Annotated in this window: 24 protein-coding genes; 17 read left to right on the top strand and 7 right to left on the bottom strand. The window is 74.5% G+C overall.

What is annotated here, in order from left to right:
* Positions 1-144: 144 nt before the first annotated feature.
* Positions 145-1,278, top strand: a complete 1,134-nt coding sequence (locus tag ACZ6ZI_RS23225) for a lysostaphin resistance A-like protein (protein ID WP_469523836.1) — start codon at positions 145-147, stop codon at positions 1,276-1,278.
* Between the two features lie 39 nt (positions 1,279-1,317).
* Complete coding sequence (locus ACZ6ZI_RS23220) at positions 1,318-2,004, top strand: CPCC family cysteine-rich protein (protein ID WP_469523834.1); 687 nt, start codon at positions 1,318-1,320, stop codon at positions 2,002-2,004.
* Positions 2,005-2,032: 28 nt separating this feature from the next.
* Here the strand turns inward: ACZ6ZI_RS23220 and ACZ6ZI_RS23215 are convergent, their stop codons facing one another.
* Positions 2,033-2,506, bottom strand: coding sequence for a pRL2-23 (locus ACZ6ZI_RS23215; protein WP_469523832.1), 474 nt, complete (start codon positions 2,504-2,506; stop codon positions 2,033-2,035).
* Between the two features lie 177 nt (positions 2,507-2,683).
* Here ACZ6ZI_RS23215 and ACZ6ZI_RS23210 point away from each other — a divergent pair, with 177 nt between their 5' ends.
* The 5 genes from ACZ6ZI_RS23210 (at position 2,684) to ACZ6ZI_RS23190 (ending at position 8,585) form a co-directional block, all read left to right on the top strand.
* Positions 2,684-3,496, top strand: coding sequence for a DUF4253 domain-containing protein (locus ACZ6ZI_RS23210; protein ID WP_469523831.1), 813 nt, complete (start codon positions 2,684-2,686; stop codon positions 3,494-3,496).
* A gap of 128 nt (positions 3,497-3,624) precedes the next feature.
* A complete protein-coding gene (locus ACZ6ZI_RS23205; protein WP_469523829.1) occupies positions 3,625-4,485 on the top strand; it encodes an ABC transporter ATP-binding protein in 861 nt (286 codons plus the stop codon).
* Positions 4,482-5,468: an ABC transporter substrate-binding protein gene (locus ACZ6ZI_RS23200; RefSeq protein ID WP_469523827.1), complete on the top strand. Its 987-nt coding sequence runs from the start codon at positions 4,482-4,484 to the stop codon at positions 5,466-5,468. Before ACZ6ZI_RS23205 ends, ACZ6ZI_RS23200 begins: the two co-directional genes overlap by 4 nt.
* Positions 5,469-5,472: 4 nt before the next feature.
* The gene (locus ACZ6ZI_RS23195) at positions 5,473-7,557 is read left to right on the top strand and encodes an iron ABC transporter permease (protein ID WP_469523825.1); all 2,085 of its coding nucleotides are present in this window, start codon (positions 5,473-5,475) and stop codon (positions 7,555-7,557) included.
* A 257-nt stretch (positions 7,558-7,814) separates the two neighbouring features.
* Positions 7,815-8,585, top strand: a complete 771-nt coding sequence (locus tag ACZ6ZI_RS23190) for an FAD binding domain-containing protein (RefSeq protein WP_469523823.1) — start codon at positions 7,815-7,817, stop codon at positions 8,583-8,585.
* 98 nt (positions 8,586-8,683) lie between these two features.
* Here the strand turns inward: ACZ6ZI_RS23190 and ACZ6ZI_RS23185 are convergent, their stop codons facing one another.
* Positions 8,684-9,178 carry a hypothetical protein gene (locus ACZ6ZI_RS23185; RefSeq protein ID WP_469523822.1) on the bottom strand — a complete coding sequence of 165 codons (495 nt, stop codon included), beginning with the start codon at positions 9,176-9,178 and terminating at the stop codon, positions 8,684-8,686.
* A gap of 187 nt (positions 9,179-9,365) precedes the next feature.
* Between ACZ6ZI_RS23185 and ACZ6ZI_RS23180 the strand changes: the two genes are divergently transcribed.
* Complete coding sequence (locus tag ACZ6ZI_RS23180; RefSeq protein WP_469523820.1) at positions 9,366-9,929, top strand: DUF6817 domain-containing protein; 564 nt, start codon at positions 9,366-9,368, stop codon at positions 9,927-9,929.
* Positions 9,930-10,037: 108 nt separating this feature from the next.
* The gene (locus tag ACZ6ZI_RS23175; protein WP_469523818.1) at positions 10,038-10,994 is read left to right on the top strand and encodes a DUF1963 domain-containing protein; all 957 of its coding nucleotides are present in this window, start codon (positions 10,038-10,040) and stop codon (positions 10,992-10,994) included.
* Between the two features lie 79 nt (positions 10,995-11,073).
* Here the strand turns inward: ACZ6ZI_RS23175 and ACZ6ZI_RS23170 are convergent, their stop codons facing one another.
* The gene (locus tag ACZ6ZI_RS23170) at positions 11,074-13,251 is read right to left on the bottom strand and encodes a protein kinase domain-containing protein (protein ID WP_469523816.1); all 2,178 of its coding nucleotides are present in this window, start codon (positions 13,249-13,251) and stop codon (positions 11,074-11,076) included.
* Between the two features lie 108 nt (positions 13,252-13,359).
* On the opposite strand from ACZ6ZI_RS23170, the gene ACZ6ZI_RS23165 reads away from it, so the two are divergent.
* Complete coding sequence (locus tag ACZ6ZI_RS23165; RefSeq protein ID WP_469523815.1) at positions 13,360-13,935, top strand: hypothetical protein; 576 nt, start codon at positions 13,360-13,362, stop codon at positions 13,933-13,935.
* Between the two features lie 96 nt (positions 13,936-14,031).
* Here the strand turns inward: ACZ6ZI_RS23165 and ACZ6ZI_RS23160 are convergent, their stop codons facing one another.
* Positions 14,032-15,081, bottom strand: coding sequence for a helix-turn-helix domain-containing protein (locus tag ACZ6ZI_RS23160; RefSeq protein WP_469523813.1), 1,050 nt, complete (start codon positions 15,079-15,081; stop codon positions 14,032-14,034).
* Positions 15,082-15,152: 71 nt separating this feature from the next.
* On the opposite strand from ACZ6ZI_RS23160, the gene ACZ6ZI_RS23155 reads away from it, so the two are divergent.
* From ACZ6ZI_RS23155 to ACZ6ZI_RS23140, 4 genes are all read left to right on the top strand, one after another.
* A complete protein-coding gene (locus ACZ6ZI_RS23155) occupies positions 15,153-15,476 on the top strand; it encodes a cupin domain-containing protein (protein WP_469523812.1) in 324 nt (107 codons plus the stop codon).
* Between the two features lie 87 nt (positions 15,477-15,563).
* A complete protein-coding gene (locus tag ACZ6ZI_RS23150) occupies positions 15,564-16,073 on the top strand; it encodes a DoxX family protein (protein ID WP_469523811.1) in 510 nt (169 codons plus the stop codon).
* A 100-nt stretch (positions 16,074-16,173) separates the two neighbouring features.
* The gene (locus ACZ6ZI_RS23145) at positions 16,174-16,713 is read left to right on the top strand and encodes an ArsR/SmtB family transcription factor (protein WP_469523810.1); all 540 of its coding nucleotides are present in this window, start codon (positions 16,174-16,176) and stop codon (positions 16,711-16,713) included.
* A 20-nt stretch (positions 16,714-16,733) separates the two neighbouring features.
* Positions 16,734-18,038 carry an MFS transporter gene (locus ACZ6ZI_RS23140; protein WP_469524012.1) on the top strand — a complete coding sequence of 435 codons (1,305 nt, stop codon included), beginning with the start codon at positions 16,734-16,736 and terminating at the stop codon, positions 18,036-18,038.
* Here ACZ6ZI_RS23140 and ACZ6ZI_RS23135 read toward each other — a convergent pair.
* Both ACZ6ZI_RS23135 and ACZ6ZI_RS23130 read right to left on the bottom strand, forming a co-directional pair.
* On the bottom strand, positions 18,007-18,846 hold the full coding sequence (locus tag ACZ6ZI_RS23135; protein WP_469523808.1) for an SDR family oxidoreductase: 840 nt from the start codon (positions 18,844-18,846) through the stop codon (positions 18,007-18,009). The two genes, ACZ6ZI_RS23140 and ACZ6ZI_RS23135, sit on opposite strands and share 32 nt — an antisense overlap.
* Before the next feature lie 169 nt (positions 18,847-19,015).
* On the bottom strand, positions 19,016-19,231 hold the full coding sequence (locus ACZ6ZI_RS23130) for a hypothetical protein (protein WP_037698246.1): 216 nt from the start codon (positions 19,229-19,231) through the stop codon (positions 19,016-19,018).
* 279 nt (positions 19,232-19,510) lie between these two features.
* Between ACZ6ZI_RS23130 and ACZ6ZI_RS23125 the strand changes: the two genes are divergently transcribed.
* The 3 genes from ACZ6ZI_RS23125 (at position 19,511) to ACZ6ZI_RS23115 (ending at position 21,060) form a co-directional block, all read left to right on the top strand.
* A complete protein-coding gene (locus ACZ6ZI_RS23125) occupies positions 19,511-20,086 on the top strand; it encodes a snapalysin family zinc-dependent metalloprotease (protein WP_469523806.1) in 576 nt (191 codons plus the stop codon).
* Positions 20,087-20,287: 201 nt separating this feature from the next.
* Positions 20,288-20,635, top strand: coding sequence for a VOC family protein (locus ACZ6ZI_RS23120; RefSeq protein WP_363055831.1), 348 nt, complete (start codon positions 20,288-20,290; stop codon positions 20,633-20,635).
* Between the two features lie 50 nt (positions 20,636-20,685).
* A complete protein-coding gene (locus ACZ6ZI_RS23115; protein ID WP_469523803.1) occupies positions 20,686-21,060 on the top strand; it encodes a VOC family protein in 375 nt (124 codons plus the stop codon).
* A gap of 358 nt (positions 21,061-21,418) precedes the next feature.
* Here ACZ6ZI_RS23115 and ACZ6ZI_RS23110 read toward each other — a convergent pair whose 3' ends face one another.
* Positions 21,419-22,072 (bottom strand): TetR/AcrR family transcriptional regulator, encoded by a 654-nt coding sequence (locus tag ACZ6ZI_RS23110; protein ID WP_469523801.1) that lies wholly within the window; start codon positions 22,070-22,072, stop codon positions 21,419-21,421.
* Positions 22,073-22,123: the final 51 nt, after the last annotated feature.

The following is a 22,123-nucleotide window of genomic DNA, read 5'->3' as shown; positions in this document are numbered from 1 at the left end:
GAACGGGGGTGTTCCCCGGACGCCCGTTGATGGATCATGGTCTCGGCGGCCTGGCCGGACTCCGGACCGGGACGGGAGGCAGACTCGGACCGACGGGCGTACGGACCACGCCCCGCGATCGTGTGTCACCCGAGAAAGCGGCCGATGATGTCCCACCCGATACCGGGCCCCCCGCAGGACGCCCACGACCCCTGGGCGCTCGCGCCGAGGGAATCCCCGAAGCCCGTTCACCCGCAGGACGGACCGCCCCCGACGCCGTGGCCGACGCCGGGCCCGGGGCAGGCCGGATTCCCCCACCAGGGCCCGTACGGGGGCGCCCCGTACGGTGGGTGGCCCGAGCCGCCGGTGCCCGCGCCCGGGCCGGTCCCCGCGCCGCCCGGGGCCGCGTACCACGAGCAGGGGCGCAACGGGCGACAGCGCGGCGGTGCGCGGGTGGGGGAGTTCTTCCTCGGGCTCGCGCTGATGGTCGGCGTGATTCTCTTCGTGTTCGCCGCGTGCGCCGTGGCGGGTTCCGCCTTGGGGTTGGAGTTCGGGCCGGAGGGGAGCACCGCGGTCTTCGCCGACCCGCTGCTCGACAACTCCGTCATGCTCGTGGCCATCGGACTGTGGACGCCGGCCGTGCTGATCGCCGTCCGTGTGTGTGGCGGACGGCCCGCGGGGACCCTGGTGTCCGTCACCGGCCGGCTGAGGTGGGGGTGGTTGGGGCGGTGCCTCGCCCTGGCCGGGGCCGTCATGCTCCTCCAGAACCTCGTGATGTTCGTGTGGAGCCTGTGGCAGGAGGGGGACGAGGCGGTGGCCGGCGAGTTCCCCGGCTGGTCCTCGCTCGGGCTGAGCCTGGTCGTCCTGTGGGCCCTGGTGCCCTTCCAGGCGGCGGCCGAGGAGTTCGTCTTCCGGGGCTGGCTGGTCCAGCTCTTCGGCGGGTTCGTGCGGTCGCCGTGGCCCGGTGTCGTGGTGACCTCGCTCCTGTTCTCCCTGGCGCACGGCTACGGACAACTCTCCGGGTTCCTGCTGTTGTGCTATTCGGCGATCTGGTGGGGCTGGCTCACCGTCCGCACCGGCGGTCTGGAGGCCGTCATCGCCGGCCACACGGTCAACAACCTGATCGCCTTCTCGCTGGCCGCCGTGTTCGGGGAGCTCTCCGACCAGAGCACCGCCGCCGACGCCCCGTGGGAGGCCCTCGTGACCGAGCTGGTGTTCACTCCCATGTTCTGCCTGCTGGCCGCCCGGCTCGCCGACCGGCACGCGATCGCCGCGCGCACCCCGCGTCCCGCGCCCTGACCGCTGATCGCCGCTCGCGGCAGGGACCAGAATGGCCCGATGGACACGCGACGCCCCTGCCCCTGCTGCGGTCACCTCGTCTTCGACGTCGAAGACGGGTGGCCCGGCTGCCATCTCACCTGCCCGATCTGTTCGTGGGAGGACGATCCGGCGCAGTTCCGCCGGCCGTTTCGGTCGGGCGGCGCCAACCAGTGGTCGCTCGTCGAGTCCCAGCGGAACTTCGTGGCCTACGGCGCCTGCGACCAGCGGGGCCGGCGATTCGTCCGACCCCCGCGGGAGGACGAGCCCCTCGACCCGGCGTGGCGGCCCGTCGATCCGGCCACCGACCTCTTCGAGGACTCCGCGGCGCAGGAACCGGCGGCGCAGGAATCGGCGGCGCGGGACGCCGCGGTCCTGTGCTGGTGGCTCCCCACCTTCCGGGGAGCCGGCGAAGAGGCGGCGCCCGATCCGGACCGCGAGGTCGTGGTGGACGTGGGCGCGGTGCGCACCGAGCGCGACCTCCACGGTGTCCTCGCGCGGGAGCTGGGTTTCCCGTCGATCTACGGCATGAACTGGAACGCGTTCTGGGACGCGATCACCGGCCTCGTCGTGATGCCCCACCGCCTGCGCTTCGTCCACTGGTCCGCGTTGGAACGGCGCCTGCCGTCGGCCGCGACCACGCTGCGGGACCAGCTGAGGAGGTACGACGAAACGGTGCGCGGGATCGGCGTCGCCTACGACCGGTAGCCGGCCCCGGAGCGAGGCGGTGGTGCGGTCAGGGGGTGTCGGGGTCGAGGAGCGCGGCCGCCGCCGCGATGAAGGTGCCCGTCGCCTCCCTGGCCGCGTGCCGGCGGGCGTCGAGTTCGGCCCGGTCGGTGGCCCTGCGCAGGGCGTAGGTGGCGTCCGCGGCCTGCCGGGCGGACTCGGCCAACTCGGGTACCAGCACCTGGAGGCGTATGTGGGGCGCGGTGACGGCCGCGCGGGTCTCGTGGGACCTCGTCTGGGCCTCCAACTCGTGCGCGGTGCCGGGCGAGGTCAGCGTGAGCCGTTCCCGGTGGAACATCGCGGAGCGGTGCGCGTCGAGGGCGGCGGCGAAGTCGGTGACGGCGTCGAGCCGGTCCTGGCGATGGGACTGGGCACGCTCCTCGGCGCGCGCGGTGCGCGCCGAGCGGTGTTGCAGGAGGCCTGCTGTCAGGGCTCCGGCGAGGGTGCCGAGGACGGCGACGAGGGAAGGCCACAGGGAGGACATCGGGACGTGGATCCTTTCGGGCGTCGGGGCCGACCGCGAGGCGGGCGGGGCTCCGTCGGCGGTCGGGCGCATGCCGAGAGAGCGTCGCACGGGGGCCGAGGCCCTCTCGACCCCTTTCACGGGCACCGGGGGACCCGGGCCCACGAGAGCGTCGCAGGCCGCGGCTAGCATCCGCTGGTGAATCCCGAGCTGCTGTCGAACCTGGCCGTGCCCCTCCCACCGGGGCGGCTGATCACGTCCGACGAAGGGGACGCAGGCGCCCGGACCCTGTGGTTGAGCGACGGTGTCGCCCCTGCGGGGCTGTGGGGCCGGCTCGTCGCCGAGCACCACCGCTCGGGCGTGTGGCCGCTGTTGCTCGACGCGCTGGATCCGAGCGACGACGAGTTCCGCCCGTGGGGGTCGGGGGAGCTCTTCCCCGAGGGGATGTCCTCCCCGACGGACCACGATCCCGACGACGTCCTCGCCGCGTGGTGGGCGACCCTCACCGCGGGCGACGCGTACGACGACGCCCTCGACGTCAAGAGGCGCCTCGCCACCACCGCGCCCTTCGGCCAGGCGTGGCCCGGCCCGGCGATCGGCCGGGAAGGGGCGGTCGACCCGGTGGAAGCGGCCTGTGCGCTCGCCCGGACCTTCCTCGCCGATCACCCGCGCACCCGTCTGGGGCTGGTCGCCGCGCGCTCGGGCGCCGAGGCGCCGGCGGTCGCGGGTTGGCAGGGGCCCTGCAACCACGAGAACGACACCGCGCGGATCTCGGCGGTCCTGCGGGACTGGGAGATCCGGTTCGGAGCGCGTGTCGTCGCCGCGGGCTTCGACACGCTGCACCTCGGCGTCGCCGCGCCGCCGACGGGCGAGCGGGACGCCCTCCTGGTCGCGGCCGAGCACTTCGCCCTGTGCCCGGACAACATCCTGCAGGGCGACCGGCCGTACACACTGGCCGCGTACGCCGAACGGATCGTCGGAGCCCACCGCTGGGACTTCTGGTGGGACTGATCCCTCCGTACGTCCGGTCCCGCGGGACGGACCCGGACGGGCGTGCCCCAGGTTGGCGGGAATTGGACTTGTCAGGGTTCGCGATCCCCCTCTTGGCCTAACGCTTAGGTTAGGCTAACCTTCGTGTCGTGCAAGCCGGTGAAGAGAGATCAGCAGCAGGACGCCCCCGCGGGCATGAACTGTCGGCCACGGAAGTGACCGTGGCGTACGACGGCGTCGACGTGGTCCACGACGCGTCACTGGTGCTGCGGCCCGGAGAGGTCACCGTACTGGTCGGCCCCAACGGCAGCGGAAAGTCGACGCTGCTGCGCACCGTCTCGCGGCTCCAGCGACCCCGGACCGCGAAACTCGTCATCGACGCCGACATCGACGGCCTCGCCCTGTCGCCCCGTGAGTTCTCCCGCCGCGTGGCCCTGTTGACCCAGGGCCGACCCACCCCCAGCGGCCTGAGCGTACGGGACCTCGTGGAGTTCGGCCGCTACCCCTATCGCGGCCGCTGGGGCAAGGCCGACCCGGACGGCACCGCCGCCGTGGACCGCGCGCTCGCCCTCACCGGCGTCGCGGAGTTCGCGGACCGCGGAGCCGAGCACCTGTCGGGCGGACAGCTCCAGCGCGTCTGGCTGGCCGGCTGTCTCGCCCAGGAGACCGGCGTGCTCCTCCTCGACGAACCCACCACCTACCTGGACCTGCGCTACCAGGTCGAACTCCTCGACCTCGTACGCGACCTGGCGGACGACCACGGCATCGCGGTCGGCGCCGTCCTGCACGACCTCGACCAGGCCGCGGCCGTCGCGGACCGGATCGTCCTCCTCCGCGCCGGCCGGGTCATCGCCGAAGGCCTCCCCGAGGAGGTCCTCACCGGCCACCGGCTCACCGACGCCTACGGCATCCGCATCGAAGTGGATGCCGACCCCCTGACCGGCCTGCTGCGCACCCGCGCCATCGGCCGACACCACACGCGAAGCGAAAGGCTCAGTACCACCTCATGAGAAGGCTCCTCCTCACCGCGACGACCGCCACCGTCGCGGTCCTCACCCTGACCGCCTGCGGGACCACCGAGCCCGCCGCTGACGACAAGGCCCAGGCCAAGGGCGCGGCCGAGAAGATCTCCCTCACCGACGGCACCGGTACCAAGGTCGAGCTCGACGGCCCGGCCAAGACCATCGTCGCCACCGAGTGGAACGTCGTCGAGAGCCTCGTCTCGCTGGGCGTCGACCCCGCCGCCGTCTCCGACGTCAAGGGTTACAAGGCCTGGGACACCGCCGTTCCGCTCAAGAACGAGCCCAAGGACGTCGGCACCCGCGGCGAGCCGAGCATGGACGCCATCGCGGCCGTCAAGCCCGACCTCATCGTGGCCACCACCGACCTCCCGGCCGCCGCGGTCGACCAGCTGAAGAAGGTCGCGCCCGTCATCAACCTGAAGGCCGCGGACGCCGCGGACCCGATCGGCCAGATGAACAAGAACCTGGACCTCCTGGCCCAGGCCACCGGCACCACCGCCAAGGCCGACACCCTCAAGAAGGCCTTCGAGGCGAAGATCGCCGAGGGCAAGAAGGCGCTCGCCGACAAGGGCCTGGCCGGCCGGCCCTACGCCTTCGCCGACGGCTACGTCGTCTCCAACCAGGTCTCGATCCGCCCCTACACCAGCGGTTCGCTGATCGGCGGCGTCAACGAGAAGCTCGGGCTGAAGAACGCCTGGACCGTCGAGGGCGACCCGGCCTACGGCCTGGGCACCACCGACGTCGAGGGCCTCACCAAGCTCGGCGACGTCGAGTTCGCCTACATCGGCAACGACACCGACAAGGACAGCAACCCCTTCAGCGGCCAGCTGGCCCAGGACAAGGTGTGGACCTCGCTGCCCTTCGTCCAGAACAACAACGTGCACCGCATCCCCGACGGCATCTGGATGTTCGGCGGCCCCGAGTCGATGGGCAAGTACATCGACGCCGTCGTCGCCGCGCTGACGAAGTAACAGCATGGCCGTCACCACACTCACCCCCGCCACCCGTCCGTCGGCGGCCACGTCCCGGACCGGCGCAGCCGTGGTGACGGCCGTCCTGTGCCTGCTCGTCACGGCCCTCGCCGTCGCCGACCTCACCCAGGGCACCGCCCACGCCGGCGCCCCCGAGGTCTGGAAGGCCCTCACCGGCCGGGGAGACGCCACCGACACCTCCGTCGTCATCGCCTCCCGGCTCCCGAGGGCCGCCGCCGGACTGCTCGTCGGCGCCGTGCTCGGCATGGCCGGCGCCGCCCTGCAGGCCGTCACCCGCAACGTCATCGCCTCCCCGGACACCCTCGCGGTGAACTCCGGCGCCTACCTGGCGCTCGGCCTCACCGCCGTCACCGGGATCTCGCTGCCGCTGTTCGCCTCCTCCGGCATCGCCTTCCTCGGCGGACTCGCCGCGGCGGCCGTCGTCCTCGGCCTGTCCGGCCTCGGCGCCGGCACCGTACGACTCGTCCTCGCCGGCAGCGCCCTCACCCTGGGCCTCACGGCCGCCACCGAGGGGATGCTCCTGCTCTTCCCGCAGGAGACCACCGGCATCTACCACTGGAACCAGGGCAGCATCTCCCAGAACGGCTTCGACGGCATCCTCCAGGTGCTGCCGATCGCCCTCGTCGGCCTCGTCGGGCTGCTCCTCGTCGCCCGCCGGATCGACGCCCTGGCCCTCGGCGACGACGCGGCCCGCGGACTCGGCGTCCCGGTCCGCGCCACCCGCGTCACCGTCGTCGTACTCGCCTCCCTGCTGTCCACCGCCGCCGTCACCCTCGCCGGACCCATCGGCTTCGTCGGCCTGTGCGCCCCCGCGCTCGTCCGGCCGCTCGCCCGCCGCTTCCGCGCCTACACCAAGACGCGCGGCGCGCTCCCGGCCACGGCGCTCGTGGGAGCCGCCCTGGTCCTCGGCTCGGACGTGCTGCTGCGCGCCGTCGTCCCCGCCGACGTGGCCGTCGCCGTCCCCACCGGAGTCGTCACCAGCCTCGTCGGCGCCGTCTTCCTGATCGTCATGGCGACCAAGACCCGAGACACCGCCGGCACCACCGACACCGAGCGGCTGCGCATCAGGAGCCGTACGGCCTTCCTCGCCACCACGGGAGCCCTCGTCGTCGCCCTCGTCGCCGTCACCGTGGCGGGCGTCCTGCTGGGCGACAGCAAGCTGCTCCTCGGCGACGTCGTCAACTGGGCCCAGGGCAACGCCGGCCGGACCATCACCTTCGTGCTCGACACCCGGGTACCCCGCGTCGTCGCCGCGCTCCTCGCGGGCGCCGCCCTGGCCCTGGCCGGAACCCTCGTCCAGGCCGCCACCCGCAACCCCCTCGCGGAACCGGGCGTCCTGGGCGTCTCCGGCGGCGCGGCACTGGGCGCCGTACTCCTCGTGACCACCGTCCCCACGGCCGGCTCGTGGGGCCTGGCGGGCGCCGCCTTCGCGGGCGCCGCAGTCAGCGGCGCCGTCGTCTTCGGCCTCGCCGCACGGGGCGGGTTCCGGCAGAACCGGCTCGTCCTCGTCGGCTTCGGCGTGGCCACCGGCTCGGCCGCCCTGATCAGCATGCTGATCATCCTCACCGACCCGTTCAACGCCACCAAGGCGCTGACCTGGCTGTCGGGTTCCACGTACGGGCGCGGCTTCCCCGACGTGGTACCGCTCGCCGCGGTGCTCGTCCTCGGCCTGCTCCTCGCCGTCCGACGACGCGCCGACCTCGACCTCGTCTCCCTCGACGAGGACACCCCCCGGCTCCTCGGTCTGGACCCGGCGCGCGGCCGCCTGGCCTTCCTGCTGCTCGCCGTCCTGCTCAGCGCCACCGCGGTGGCCGCCGCCGGCACGATCGGCTTCGTCGGGCTCGTCGCCCCGCACGCCGCCCGGGCCCTGGTGGGCCGCCGGCACGTCAGGGTGGTCCCGGTCGCGGTGCTGCTCGGCGCCGTCCTCGTCTGCGTCGCGGACCTGGTCGGGCGGACCGTGATCGCCCCGACCCAGATCGGCGCCGGAGTGATGACGGCCCTGATCGGTACGCCGTACTTCCTCTACCTGTTGGTCCGCAGCCGAGGCCGCGACCAGGGCCGCCCGTAGGCCGTCGGATTTTCGGCCACCACGCGAAGGCGGCCCGTACGGATCTTCCGTACGGGCCGCCTTCGCGTGGTGGTTCGTGCCGGAGCGCGGAACGACGCGTGCGCCGTCACGAATCGAAGCACGTGGGGGCGCACGACCGGACGGCGTGAGCTCTGTACGCGCCCCTGGCCGAACGGCCAAAATGCGCCTGCCGACGGCCTTTTGGCCGGAACGCCACGTACCCCGCCGTCAAGTCACCGGGAAGCAGGTCGGCTGCCGTGCTGCTGCGTTTGCCCACGTCCGTGTCCGAAGCACAGGAGTGCATGGCCGAGGGAGCGGTGCCGATAGGCGGCGCCACCCTGGTGTGGGCCACCTGGCAGCGGGACGGCTTCCCCGCCCAGGCCATGTCACTTCGCGATCTCCCCGAGGCCAACGGGATCGGGGCCGAGACCCTGGGCGCCGCCGTCGTGCTGAACCGCGTGGACGACCGGGTGCCCGAGGTGCTGCGCAAGGCCGCCGCCGGCGTGGGAACCGGAGCCGTGCGCCGCACGGCCACGGTCGGGGGCAACCTCGTCGGCAGCACGCTGCGTTGCCTGCTGCCCGCGGCGCTCGTCCTGGACGCCCGCGCCGTGATCCTCGAACCGGAGGGCGTCCACACCACCGACCTGGCCGAAGTCCTGGCCAAACGCCATCTGCTGCTGAGCCTGGGCTGGCGCACGCCCATCGCGAGCAACCACCACAAGGCGCCGGACGAGGCGGGCGGGCCGCCGCCCCTGGTGGTGGCGGCCGCCCTGCACCGCGAGGAGGGCGGACAGGGCGGACACCGGCGCCTGCGCGTGGCCGTCCGCGACGAGGGCGAGCTGTTCGGCGGCGGCGTCAGGTGCCGCACCACGGCCGAGGAGGATCTCCGCGCCCTGCGCGAAGGCCGTTTGGCCCGTCTCTCGGACACCGCCTGGGAAGTGGTCCGACGGCAGGTCACGCAGCTGCTGACGCCTCCCGAGGGCAGGCCGGAGACCGGAACGGGGACCGGGGCCCAGAGCGCCGGGTAGGGGCGGTTCGCGGGGGAGGGGGCCCACCTCCACGGGCGAGGCCCCCTCGGTGGGTCGGGCGTCGGGGCGTCGTCCGCCGCCCGCGCCGGCCCGGGGTGCTACGTCGGCCGCTTCCTCGGCCGGGGGCGGGCGTCCAGGAGCGCCCACCAGGCGTGGCCGTCGTGGTCGAGGTGGGCGCCGCAGGCGTCGACCGTGCGCAGGGACACGACCTCCGGCGGGACCCGTCCCACCACGCCCCCTTCGCCGACCCGGTGGTTCAACACCATGACGAGGATCTCGCCCTCCTGATCGGCGAGGTGGACGCTGACGCGCTTGCCGCCGGCCGCCACGGCCGTGTCGACCAGCCCGTGGACGGCCTTGAGGAAGTCGTGCTCGTCCAGCAGCGGACAGCCCCACCCGGCGACGGCCAGCGCCGCCTGCCCGGCGGCCTTCCTCGCCGCCCACCGGTCCGCCCGGAACGCCCACACCCTCGCCCGCCGGCTCGTCACCACCAGCCGGGGAGGCACCCCGGTGACCGACGTCGGCCCCGCCGCCGCCTTCGCGGGGCAACTCGGCGCAACCTCGGGACCCTTGGCTTCCACGACCTCGCTCATACCCCACCACGCTACGCCGCCGCACCACCACCCCGCACCGGTGTCGACCACAGTGGTCCGCCGCGCACCCGTACGAGGGGCGCCCGCGCGGCGCCCGGGCGCCGTCGGGGAACCGGCCCTCCCCGCCACGGTGTCCGCATGCCGGTCCCGTCGTACGCGGACGCGGGCGGATCGTCATGATGGGCCCATGATGCACAGCGACGACGACCAGCACACCGACTCGCCGGCGATAGCCCTGCTCAAGGAGGTCGGAGCGGAGACGACCAAGCACTCCGGCGGCACGCTCCTGGCCCACCTCCTGCGCGTCGAGGCACTGCTCGCCGCGTGGGGCGCGCGGCCCGCACTGCGGACCGCGGCGCTGTGCCACGCCTTCTACGGCACCGACGGACTGCCGCAGGCGCTCCTGGAGCTGTCCGAGCGCCACCGCCTCGTCGAGGCGATCGGTGCGGAGGCGGAGGAACTCGTCTACTTCTACGCCGGCTGCGACCGAGCGGCCTCCTACCCCACGCTTGCCGCACCGGACGGCGAGCCGGTGACCTTCCGGGACCGCTTCACCGGCGAGGAGTTCACGCCGTCCGCGCAGCAGCGCCGCGACTTCGCCGAGCTGACCGTGGCCAACGAACTGGACCTGGCCAAGGTGAACGAGTCCTTCCGCGAGCGCAACGGGGCGGGCCTGCTGGAGCTGTTCACGAGCTGGGCGCCCCTGCTGTCGGAGGCGACCCGCCGCGAGGTGACCGAGGTCCTCGGCTGACGGTCCGATCCGCGCCCCGGGGAACGGGACCCGGAGCGCCTCGCCCGTCGACGGGACGCCGGGGCTGCCCGGCAGGGGGTTGTCAGTGGCGCGGGCCATGATCGCCGCATGGACGAGACAGAACGTTTCGACGCGGGCGCGGGCGCGGGCGCAGACGGGGACGCGGACGGGGCCGGCGCCCGTGCCCTGCGCGACATCGCGTACCGCCATCTCGACGAGGAGGCGGCCCGGCGGTGGGGTGCGCTGGTGCGGCCCTCCGTGTGGCTCGCCCGCGAGGAGGAGTCGTGGGGCGCGCGAGGAGGGCCGACGGTGGCCCGCCTGGGCGGGCGGCCCCCACTGTCCGCGGACGAGCCGTGGCCGGCGGACCGCGACGGCGCGCCGATGGCCTTCGTCGCCGCCGTGGACTGCGGGGCGGTGGCGCGCGCCGGCGGGCTCGACCTCCCGTTGCCCTCGGAGGGCGTTCTCGCCTTCTTCGCCTCGACGCCCTGCGCGGAAGGCGGTGCGGGCGGCTCCGCCGGGGGCCGGTGCCCGGGCCGGGTCCTCCACCTCCCCGCCGGGACGCTCGACACGGAGCACCCGGCACCGCCCTCCGTGCCGGTGTTTCCTCGTGTCCCCCTGACCGCGTGTCGCGAGCCGAGCGCGCCGTTTCCCGACCATCCGCGCGTCCGACAGGCCTTCGGCCTGCACACGGCCGAGGAGTTCCACGACCACCCGCTGAACGACCAGTCCTTCGTCGACGAGCTCGCCGAGTACGGGCACCGCTTCGAGAACCGGATCGGCGGTTACCCGGCGGCCTCCTCCGCCGCCGCGTACGAGGCCGGTGCGGGGCCCGCGGCGCACCCGGCGGGAGGCCGCCCGCGACAGCCCGGTGCCGAGGAGACCGACCGGGCGGCGCGGTGGGTCGCGCTCGCGCAGTTCCAACGCGACCCCGCGGGCGGCATGTCGGCCGCACCGCGGCCGGGCGGGACGCGCACCGCCCGCCGGGGCGTGCTGCTCTGGCTGATCCGCCCCGAGGACCTCGCACGGCGGGCCTTCGAGGAGGCAGTCCTGTTCCGCGCCCCGTGAACGGGACGCACCGCCCCGCCGCGCGCCCACCCCCGGGTCGGCGTGCCCACCCCCCGGGTCGGCGTGCCCGCGGCCCCGGTCAGCGGGATCGGCCGCGGACCCTGATCCGCAGGTAGAGGTCGCCCGTCGAGCCGGACAGCGCGCCCGTGTCGCCCTTCCCCGGGACCCGGAGCCGGTCGCCCTGGCGCACCCCGCCCCGGACGGCCACCTTGACGGTCTCCTGCGCCGGGGCCACGCCGTGACCGGAGCAGCCCGGGCAGGGCGTCGGGGTGACGGCGCCCAGTCCCAGGCAGCGCAGGCAGTGGTCGAGCCCGCGTACGTACCCGGCGCCGCGGCAGGGCTCGCAGCGGTACCAGGCCGCGGTGCGGCGGCGCTCCTCGGGGATGCCCGCGCCCCGGCACCGGCCGCAGGTGACCAGCCGGGTCGTGACGACCTCCCGTACCCCGCCGGCCAGGGCCCGGCGCGGCCACAGCGTCAGCGTCTGCTGCGTGTCCGCGCCGGGGCGGGCCGGGTTCGGCGGGCGCAGTTCCAGGAACCGGCGCCGGGAGCGCAGCGCCCGGCGGTACTCCGGTCCGTCCTCCACGGTCGTGTCGGCCGTGGAGGCGCTGATCCCGCGGAAGGTGACGGTCAGATAGAGGTCGCCGGGCAGTCCGCCCCGTCGGCCGGGCTCCCCCTTGCCGGTCAGGCGCAGACGCTGGTCCTCCCGCACCCCGGCCGGCACGCGGACGTCCAGGGTGGCAGGGACCCGACCGACGTCGCAGGCCGGGCAGGGCGTCGAGGGCAGGGCCGTACGCCCGCGGCAGCCCTGGCACACGCCCCGGCTGCCGTACCGGAAGCCGGTGAGGCAGCCCGCCGGACAGCGCCGACCCGGGCCGCTGCCCGGAGCGGCGCCGGTGCCCCCGCAGTCGAAGCACGGCTGGTCGGTGGTCATCCGGGTGACGGTGCCGCGGGCGGCCTCGTCGAGGCCGAGCGGCAACAGGAGCGTACGGTCCGGCCCGCGTTCGGGTCCGACGTCCGCGGTTCCGGGGGCGAGGTGACGGCCCAGCGCCCGCTCCCGCCACAGCGCCCGCCGGTCCGGGCGGGACAGCCCCGTGGGGGTGCTGGGCTGGAGGGCGAACAGCCTGCGCGGCGGTCGTACGGGCGCCTCCTCACCCGTGCCCGCGGGCGTGTCCCGGTCCCCTGGGCGCACCCGGGTCCAGGGACGGGTGCGGGAGGCGCCGCCCGCACCGGCCCGGGGGTCGAACCTGGTCCTCGTCGACTCCCGCGCGAGCCGCTCCCCGGCCGTGTCCGCGTCCCGGTCCTCGGCCGCCAGCCGCTGGATGCGTTGGATGCGCCCGACGATGTCGCCCGCGATGTCGCGCGGCAGCCACGGCTCCCCGACGGGGACGGTCACGTCGTTCGGCCCCGCCGTCCCGGCCGGGGCGCCGCGCCGGTCGTCGATGCGCCGCAGCAGCTCGGACAGCGGCGGGCGCGCCTCCGGCGTGGCGTCGAGGCAGGAGCTCACCAGCGCCCTGCGGTGCGGGTCGAGCCCGTCGAGCAGGGGGGTGGAGTTGACGGTGCTCGCCCCGTACGCGTGCCGGCCGGTGCCGGCGTACGCGAGGACGGCGCCCAGCGCGAAGACGTCCGAGGCGGCCACCGCCTCGTGGCCGAGCTGCCGTTCCGGGGCCATGTAGCGCAGCGTGCCGATGGCGCCGCCCCGGGTCAGGCCCGTTTCGTCGGCGGTGCGGGCGATCCCGAAGTCGATCAGCCAGGGCCGGGTCTGGTCCAGCAGGACGTTGGCGGGGGTGAGGTCGCGGTGGAGCACCCCGACCTGGTGGACCCCGAGCAGGGCCTCGGTCAGGCCCCGGGCCAGCAGCCACCAGCTGTACCCGGGCAGAGGTCCGTGCGCGGCCACGGCCTGCCCGAGGTCCGGGCCGGCGACGTACGCCACGGCCAGCCAGGGCACCTCGGCGTGCGGGTCGGCGGCCAGGATGGGCACCACGCCGGGGCCGCGGACCTTCCACGCGGCCCGTACCTCGCGGGCGAACCGTTCACGGTGCACCCGGTCGCCAGCGAGCGCGGGATGCACCATCTTGACGGCGAGGTGGCGCCCGCCGTCGTCCCGCGCCAGGTAGACCCGCCCCATGCCGCCCGCGCCGAGTCGGCGTACCACCCGGTACCCGCCGACCTCCCGCGGATCGTCCGCCTCCAGGTCCTTCAACAGTCCCCCGCCCGCTCTCGTGCCCCGTGCCGCCCGCTCGTCGGCGGGTCCTCGCACGGGTGCCAACTCTAGTTCCCGACGGCGGTGTGATGTCCGCCTGTTCGACAGCCCTGTCCAACGGCGCTTTTCGGCCAGACAATGGGGGGAAGGCCGGAAAGGAAACCCATGACCATCGAAGTCCCCGACGTCGCGCACCGCCCCGAGAGCCGGGCGGAGCGGACCGTCACGGCCCTCGACACCCGCGTGGACGCGGACTGGGCGCTCCACACGGCCGTCCACGGCGCGCACGACCTGACCGCCGAGAACCACGAACGGCGCGCCCGGGCCGTACACGCCGCCGCCATGGGGCTGGGACCGGCCGGCTGCGCGGCGTCCGCCGGGGTGTCCGAGGCGCTGCTGGCGAGCTGGCGTGCGAAGAGCCCGGTGTTCGACGCGGCCATGGCATCGGCCGCGGCGTTCGCGTCCGTGGAGAAGGTCGCCACGCCCGGCCGGCTCAGCGGCATGAGCCTGGGCCTCCTCCTCCAGGTGGTGGCCCGCGGTACGGCGATGGCCAAGGCGGTCGGGGTGGTGGGTCTCACGGCCGAGCAACTGCGGCGCCTGCGCGAGCGCAACCCGGACGTCGACCAGCTGGTCCGCGCGGCGATGGGGCTGTCGCTCTCGCGGCGGGCGGCCACCCGCGGCAAGCGCACCTCCCACTACCGGCTGATCGAGCGGCAGGCCGGCCGAGGCCGCCAGGGGTAGGCGCGACGCGTCGCGTCGCGGGTCCACCCCGCGACGCGACGCGCGCGGGGTGGACCCGCGCGGTGGACGGCGAGGTGAGGGGCCGCACCCCCGGCGTCATGCCTGGACGTCGTACGCCGTCCCGCCGCGCACGGCGGGCAGTGAAGGCGGGGACGACCGGGAGAGCGGGTCGGTCCCGTCGGCGCGCGTGCCCGCCGCGTGGAGCCGGAAGGAGCGGCGGTAGGCGGCTGGCGTGGTGTGCACCAGGGCCCGGAAGCGCCTGCGGAGGTTGGCCGCCGAGGACAGTCCGGTCCTGGCCGCGATCGTCTCGACGGCCAGATCCGTCTCCTCCAGTAGGGCCCGGGCCGCCATGACCCGCTGCCGGAGCAGCCAGTTGCCGGGGCTGGTGCCGAGCTGCTCGGTGAACCTCCGGGCGAGCGTGCGCGCGGAGACGGCCCCGAACGCGGCGAGGTCGTCGACGCTCAGCGGCTCGTGCAGACGCCGCGCGGCCCAGTCCAGTACGGGTGCCAGCGAGTCGGGGACGCGGTCGGCTAGGGGCGGCGTCGCGTACTGGGCCTGCCCGCCCTCGCGATGGGGCGGCATCACCATGTGCCGGGCGACCTGGGCGGCGTAGGCGGCGCCGTGGTCGGTACGGATCAGGTGCAGGCACAGGTCGACGCCCGCGGCCGTGCCCGCGCTCGTCGAGACGTCGCCCAGGTCGACGTAGAGCACGTCCGGCTCGACGCGGACCCCGGGATACCGGGCGGCGAGTTCGTCGGCCATGCGCCAGTGGGTGGTCGCCCGGCGGCCCTCCAGCAGCCCGGCCTCCGCGAGGAGGAAGGCGGCGGAGCACAGGGCGACGATGCGCGCACCGCGCTCGTGCGCCCGCCGCAGCGCGTCGACGACACGGGGCGGGGCGGCGCCCGAGCGCCCCACCCAACCGGGGACGACCACCGTCCGGGCCCGCTCCAGGGCCGACAACCCGTGTGTCACCGCCATGTCGTAGCCCGCCAACGTCGGCAGGGGGCCGGGCCGCTCCGCGCACACCTCGAACGTGTAACGGGCCGGCAGACCGGGGCGGTCCAGCCCGAACACCTCGGCGGCGCAGGCCAGTTCGAACGTGGACTGCGGAGGCAGGAGAAGGCACACCACGCGGTGAAGGCTCATGGCAGGAAAGTACCCCTCCGCGTCGATCCGGACTCTGGGGCGAAGGGGGAACGGCCGCGAGCATGTTCTCCATGACCCGAGCATCATCCGACGGCGTGCGGATCGTCCACGTCGAAGACATCGAGGCGACCGAGGTCGCCCCCGGAATCGTCCGCAGGCCCCTGGCCGCCACCGCGTGGGCGCGCGGCTGGGTCTACGACTTCGCCCCGGGCGCGCGATGGCCCGAAGAGGACGTGCACGACACCGAGGAGCGCTACTACGTGGTGTCCGGCGAGTTCATCGACTGCGGCCGGCGCCTCCCGGCCGGCAGCTACGTCGTCTTCGCACCGGGCAGCGCGCACCGCCCCCGCACGGAGACCGGGGCGCGCATGATCGGCATCACGATCCTCGGGTGACCGACCGGCGGCCCCTGGCCCACGCCCACCCGCCGCCCCACACGTCCGTCCCCACACCCACCCACCTGGCGAAAGGATCCTCCTCTCGTGTTCGGCACACTCCTGCTCATCGCCGTTCCCGCCCTGCTGTTCAGGCTGCTGGGCGCCCTCGGCGTCGGACGGTTCGCGACCTGGAGGGTGTCCGTCCTGCACGGTCTGGCGGTCATGCTGGTGTTCACGGCGAGCGCGCACTTCGTGCCCTCCGGCGCGCTCCCGATGCCCGGCCACCAGGACCTGGTCGCGATGGTTCCGCCGTACGTGCCGTTCCCCCGCCTCACGGTGTACGCGACGGGCGTCCTGGAACTCCTCGGCGCCGCCGGGCTCGTCCGGGAGACCATCCGGCCGACGGCCGGGCTCGCCCTCGCCGTGCTGTTCGTCCTGCTGCTCCCGGCCAACATCCACGCGGCGCTGGCGCACGTCCCGCCGGGCGGCGAGCCGGCGACGCCGCTGTGGTTCAGGGTTCCCGAACAGGCGCTCTTCATCGGCGTCGCGCTGTGGGCCTACGTTCCGACCCGCTTCGCGGCAGCCCGCCGACGGTCCGGCGGGCTCCCGGCTTAGTCAGGGGGGTGGGGCGCGGTCCCGGTCGTCCGGGCGCCGGACGAAGTCCGTGCGCCCAACCCCCTTGCGCAATGGTCAAGAAGTGTTGACCATTGGGGGCATGCCAACCGATGATCTTCCCGAGACGTTTCACGTCACCACGGACGAGCAGCTGCGCGCCGTCTCCAACCTCACCCGCCACCGGATCATGGCCGTGCTCCGCTTCGAGCCCGCGACCATCACCCAGATCGCCGAACGCGTGGGCCTCGCCAAGGGCAGTTCCAGCTACCACGTGCGCCTGCTGGAGCGGGCCGGACTGGTGAAGGTCGTCCGCACGCGGAAGGTCCGGGGGGTCACCGAGCGGTACTACGCCATGGCCGCGCGGTCGATCGTGCTGCCGGACCCGGGGGAGGGCGGCCCGGACGTCCTGATGCGGCACGCGGTCGCCGACCTGGAGGCGTCACCCGCGCAGGCCGAACGGCACGTGCGCATGGCGCACCTGAGGCTCACCGACGAGCAGTTCGCGGAGCTGGGGGCGCGCCTGGAGGCCCTCGCGGACGAGTACCGGGCACTGTCCGACCCCGCGCTGGCGGACGCGTCGCTCGTGTTCGCGCTGTTCCACCCCGCGACGGGCGACGACACCGAAGGGGAGGCCAAGTGACCCGAGACCCGAAGAAGAAGATGCCGGCCGGGTTCGGCCGGCTGTGGACGGCGCAGACGGTGTCCTCGCTCGGAGACGGGGTGACCCACGCCGCGCTGCCGCTGATCGCGCTGACGCTGACGCGCGACCCGATGGCACTCGCCGTCGTCGCGGCCGCCGGAACGCTGCCGTGGTTGCTCTTCGGGGTGATCGGCGGCGCGCTGGTGGACCGCTGGGACCGTCGGCGCACGATGTGGGTCGCGGACGCGGCGCGCGCGGCGCTGCTCGTCATACCGGTGGCGGCTGCCGCGCTCGACGCGCTGAGCGTCCCCCTGCTCGCGACCGTCGCCTTCCTCCTCGGCCTCGGCGGCCTCTTCTTCGACACGGCCGCCACGGCCTACCTCCCGGACCTGCTCGGCCGCGACCCCGCGCTCCTGGAACGCGCCAACTCCCGCCTGCGCGGCACCCAGACCGCCGCCTCCGGCTTCGCCGGGCCGCCCGCGGGCAGTGCGCTGCTCGCGCTCGGGCGGGCGGTCCCCCTGCTCGCCGACGCGGTGTCGTTCGCGCTCTCCGCCCTGCTCGTACGGTCGCTTCCCGCAGCCCCCAGACCCGAGCCGCAGGCCCGCGAGTCGCTGCTGCGACAGGCGCGCGCCGGCGCCTCGTACGTGTTCCGCGACCGGCTGCTGCTCGGCCTCGCCTTGCGTCCGGCGGTCGGCAACGTCGCCTTCCTCGCCGTGGAGACCGTCCTCGCGCTCTTCGCCCACGAGCGGCTCGGCATCGGCGCCCTCGGCTTCGGCCTGCTCCTTACCGCGGAGGCCGCCGGCGGCCTGCTCGGCGCGGGCATCGCCTCCTTCCTCGGCCGACGCCTGGGCACCGGCACCGCGCTGACCTGCACGGCCGCGATCGAGGGACTCGCCATCCTGGGCCTCGCCGCCGCCCCCGACGCGTACGTCGCCGGCTTCGCGCTGGCCGTCTGCGGCGCGGGCATGGGCGCCACGATGGTGCTCGCGCCCTCCCTGCGCCAGGCGATCGTCCCCGCCCACCTGATGGGCCGGGTCGCCTCGACCTCCCGCATGCTCTCCATGTGCGCCGCCCCGTTCGGCGCCTTCCTGGGCGGCTGGTTGGCCACCGCCCACGACGTGCGCACCCCGCTCTACGCCGCCGCCGGGCTCCTCCTCGCCATGACCGCCGTCACCGCGACGATGACCGGCAACCGCCGGGTGGAGGCGGCGCTGCGCGCCGCCTCCCCGGAGTCCGCGGATCCCGTCCGGGAACCTGTCGCCGAGGGTGCCGGGGTCCTCGCCGGTCCTCGCGTCAGTACGACGGCGGGGGAGGGCCCTGCGTGAGGATCCGGGCCGCGGCGAACTCCTCGCGCCAGGCCTCCTCGGCCACTTCCAGGTAGCCGTACGCGTCCTCGCCGACCGGGATCCGCAGCGGAGTGGGACCCTCGGCCGCGACGATCCCCAGGACCCGCGCGGCGAAGTCCTCGGGGCGCCCGGTCTCCGGGTGGTCCGCGAGGCCCCGCGCGCCTTCGAGCATCTCGCGGTTGGTCACGTCGTAGGCCGGGATCCGCCGGTGCGCCTCGCGCATGGACGTGCCGTAGCGCGTGGCGAACATGCCCGGCTCGATCACCGTGACGCGGACGCCGTGCGGGGCGCCCTCCACGGCCAGGGCCTGGCTCATGCCCTCCAGCGCGTGCTTTCCGGCGACGTAGGCGGCCAGCCCCGGGAACGCCATGCGGCCCACCACGGAGGAGACGTTGACGATGTGCCCGTGGCCCTGCGCGCGCATCAGGGGCAGGACGAGGCGGGCGAGCCGCCACGGGCCCACCACCAGGGTCTCCAACTGGTCGCGCAACTCGGCGTCCGACACCTCCTCGACGGCGCCGAACAGCCCGACGCCCGCGTTGTTCACGAGGACGTCGATGCCGCCGAGGCGGTCGGCGGCGAACCGTACGGCCTCCTCGCAGGAGGCGGCGTCGCGCAGTTCGAGCGGGATCGGCACGATCCGGCCCGGCCAGGAGGCGGCGAGGTCCTCCAGATCGGCGGTCTTGCGCGCGGTGACCGCCAGTTCGTCACCGGCCCGCGCCGCGGCCGTGGCCAGGGCGTGGCCGAGCCCCGAGGAGCATCCTGTGATCAGCCAGCGTCGTCCCATCGTTCCCCCGTGACCGTCGAGCCGCTTCGGATGTGGTGGTGACGGTCATGGTCGAGGCGCGAGGGCGCGCGGTCATCACCTCGCGCGGGGGCGTGCGGAGGCGCGCGGGCGCACACGCGGCAGGGTGCCGCGCGCCCCACCCGTGCCGAGGCCCCCGGCCCGGCCGCCCTCAGACGGCTTCGGTGGCGAAGAGTTCCAGGTGGGAGCAGTGCGGGCAGCGGTACGCCTCGATGCGGCGCCGGGGCCGCCCCAGCCGCTTGGCACCCCCGAACAGGCCGCGCTCCAGGGGGCCGGCGATCCAGCGGGCGTACCCCCGGGCCCCCTCACCGGCGTCCTCGACGAATCCCGGTTCCAGGCCGACACCACCGCAGTACGTACACCTCATCGCGTCCACCGGGCGAGTCTACGAACCGTGACGCCGCCCACCCCGAAGAGGGCCGGGTGGGCGGACCCGGCGGCCGCCCGCTGAGCGGGCACCGGCCGGAGTGCGCGACGGAAATGGCCGGCATGTGCATGACGAGTCGGTGAATTCCGGGGCTACGTTCTTAGGGCTCCGGAGGGGCGGCCGTCCGAACGCACGCGCCACGGACGGGCGGTGGCGGCGTCTCCGGTGCCCCGGCTCCGTCGAGGCGCCGGGTCCCCCACACCATGAAGGAAGACGACCATGACCCTGGGCACCTGGCTGAGAGTCGGCACCTCCGCCGCCGCGCTGGTCCTCGCGGCGGCCACCGCCGCGACCGCGGCACCCGCACCCGCACCCGCGGACACCAACGCGGCGGTCGTGACGCTCCGTTACGACGACAGTCGAGCCGTCGGCTGGGAAGCGGCCGTCACGGCCGGCGTCGCCACCTGGAACGCGAACGTCGGCAACGTGCGGCTGGTGAAGGCCGCCCCCGGCGTCCGGGCCGAGATCGTCATCGTGGCCACCACCGGCTGGCCGCAGGCCACCCTCGGCCCGGTTCGTCCGGGCCGACAGGTGCGGGTCGAACTCGGCTCGCAGGCCGTGAGCCAGGGGTACGACAAGACCCGCATCGCCGCGCACGAGCTGGGCCACAGCCTGGGCCTCCCGGACACCAAGCCCGGCCCGTGCTCGCAGCTGATGTCCGGATCCAGCGCGGGGACGGCCTGCACCAACGCGGTGCCCAACGCGACCGAGCGCTCCCGCGTGCAGAACGCGTACGCGAACGGCCTCGCCACGGTCGTGCCGATGGACGGCAGGGTGCTCGTCGACGCCCCCTGATCGGGGGCGTCGTCGGCGTCGGCGTCCGCGTCGGCCGCCGGGCCGGCGCGGGACCCGGCCGGGACGTGACTCCCGGAGGGCGCCCGCGCCGGCCCACCGCCGAGCCCGGACGGCGGGTCGAAACCGTGTGCGCGGACCGGCGTGCCGTAGTACTCCTGGGGGAGTCCCACAGGTGCCCCTCCACTCGATCGGAGTCGTCGGATGGCCGTACGCCGTGTCGTGCCCAACGTTCAGTCGCAGGCGGTGCGGGAGAGCCGGGAGTTCTACGGCCTGCTGGGGTTCGAGGAGGTCATGAACCACGGCTGGATCATGACCCTCGCCTCGCCCTCCCATCCGGCGGCGCAGATCAGCTTCATGACCGCCGACCTGACCGCGCCGGTCGCACCGGACCTGAGCGTGGAGGTCGACGACGTGGACGCGGCCTACGCGCTCATGCGGGAACGCGGCGCCGAGATCGTCCACCCCCTGCGGGACGAGGAGTGGGGGGTCCGACGCTTCTTCGTCCGCGACCCCAGCGGCCGCGTCATCAACGTACTGTCCCACCGCTGACACCGGCCGGGAGCGTGGTTCGTGGCGGTCGGCGGCGCATAATGCACCGCATGACTCAGTCGTCTCCTCACCGACACCACGCCCTCGACTACGTGGAACTGACGGTCACCGACCTCGAGCGGGCCAAGCGCTTCTACGCCGACGCGTTCGGCTGGGAGTTCAACGACTACGGGCCGGGTTACGCTGGCATCCGGGACGCGCGGGGCGAGGGCGCTCGCGAGGTGGGCGGTCTGTGCGCAGGCCCCGAGGTGCGGGCGGGAGGACCGTTGGTGCTGCTCTACTCCTCGGACCTGGACGCGTCGGTCGAGGCGGTGCGGAAGGCGGGCGGCCGCGTCGTGAACGGGCCGTACGGGTTCCCCGGCGGGCGCCGGTTCCACTTCGCCGACCCGTGCGGGAACGAACTGGGCGTCTGGGCCGAAGCGTAGTTCCGCTGTGCCCCACGCCGGCAGGGCGGTGCGGGGCAGGCCGTCGCGTCCCGCGGCCACCCCGTCGCCGCAGCCCCGGTCGCACCCGCGCCGCGCCGTCGACGGGGTTTCGGGTCTACGCGCGGGCTCTGGTCAGGCGGTCGTGGCACGCGTCGACAGCGCGCGCGATCCGCCGGTCGCTCGACCGGGCGGCCGGCTCGGCGAAGACCGCGACGGGTGTGGCAGACACCCGCCCGTAGCCCTCGCCCGCCGATTCCACCAACGCGTCGGCCACACCCGTCACTTCGTCCGCCAGGTTCCCTGCCCCCGTTCCCGTCGACCGCGACCCTCGACCCGCGACCCTCGCCACCGCGCGCCGTCAGGGTCGGCCGGTGGGGCGCAGTTCGCGTTCGAGGGCGGACAGGGCGAACGCGTGCGCGGAGGTGTGCTGCCAGCGGGAGCGTCCGAACATCACGTCCTCGGCGAGCCCGCTCAGCATGGCCACGGCCCGGATGGTGAACCCGGGCAGGTCGACGTCGGCGAACTGCCCCAGGTCCCGACCCTCGCGCACGATGGCCTCCAGGCGCTCGTCCCAGCCGTCGAGGAGCTCGGTGAGGATCCGGTGGCCCGCCTCGTCGTGGCGCTGGGCCAGGACCTGCGTCCACAGCGCGTAGCGTTCGTCGCCCTGGTGGCGGGGCAGGTACGAGCGGACGAACAGGTCCAGCTTCTCGGCGGGGGAAGAGGCCCGCTCGGCGGCCTCCTGGAGCCGGCTCCACAGGTCCGCCTGGCTCCACGCGAGGACTTCCAGCAGCAGCCGGTCCTTCTTGCCGAAGTGGTAGTGGATGTGCCCGGTGCTCATCCCGGCCCGCTCGGCGATGTCCGACATCCGCAGGGCCGCCGCGCCCTTCTCGGCTATGACGCTGACGGCGGCCCGCATCGCCCGACCCCGCGCCTCGTCCCCGCTGGGCTGGCGCTTCCTGTCGATCGGCGTCGGGGCCGCGGAGCGCGAGGGTCCGGTCTCTGACGTCGCCATGAGCTCACTTTCGGTAACGGGATCCAGGCTCCAAGTCTAGGTTCCGAAAAT

It is taken from the genome of Streptomyces sp. NPDC103540 (genome assembly GCF_055584445.1).
Note: the sequence above shows the minus strand (reverse complement) of the source record. Positions and strands in the feature narration are given on the sequence as shown.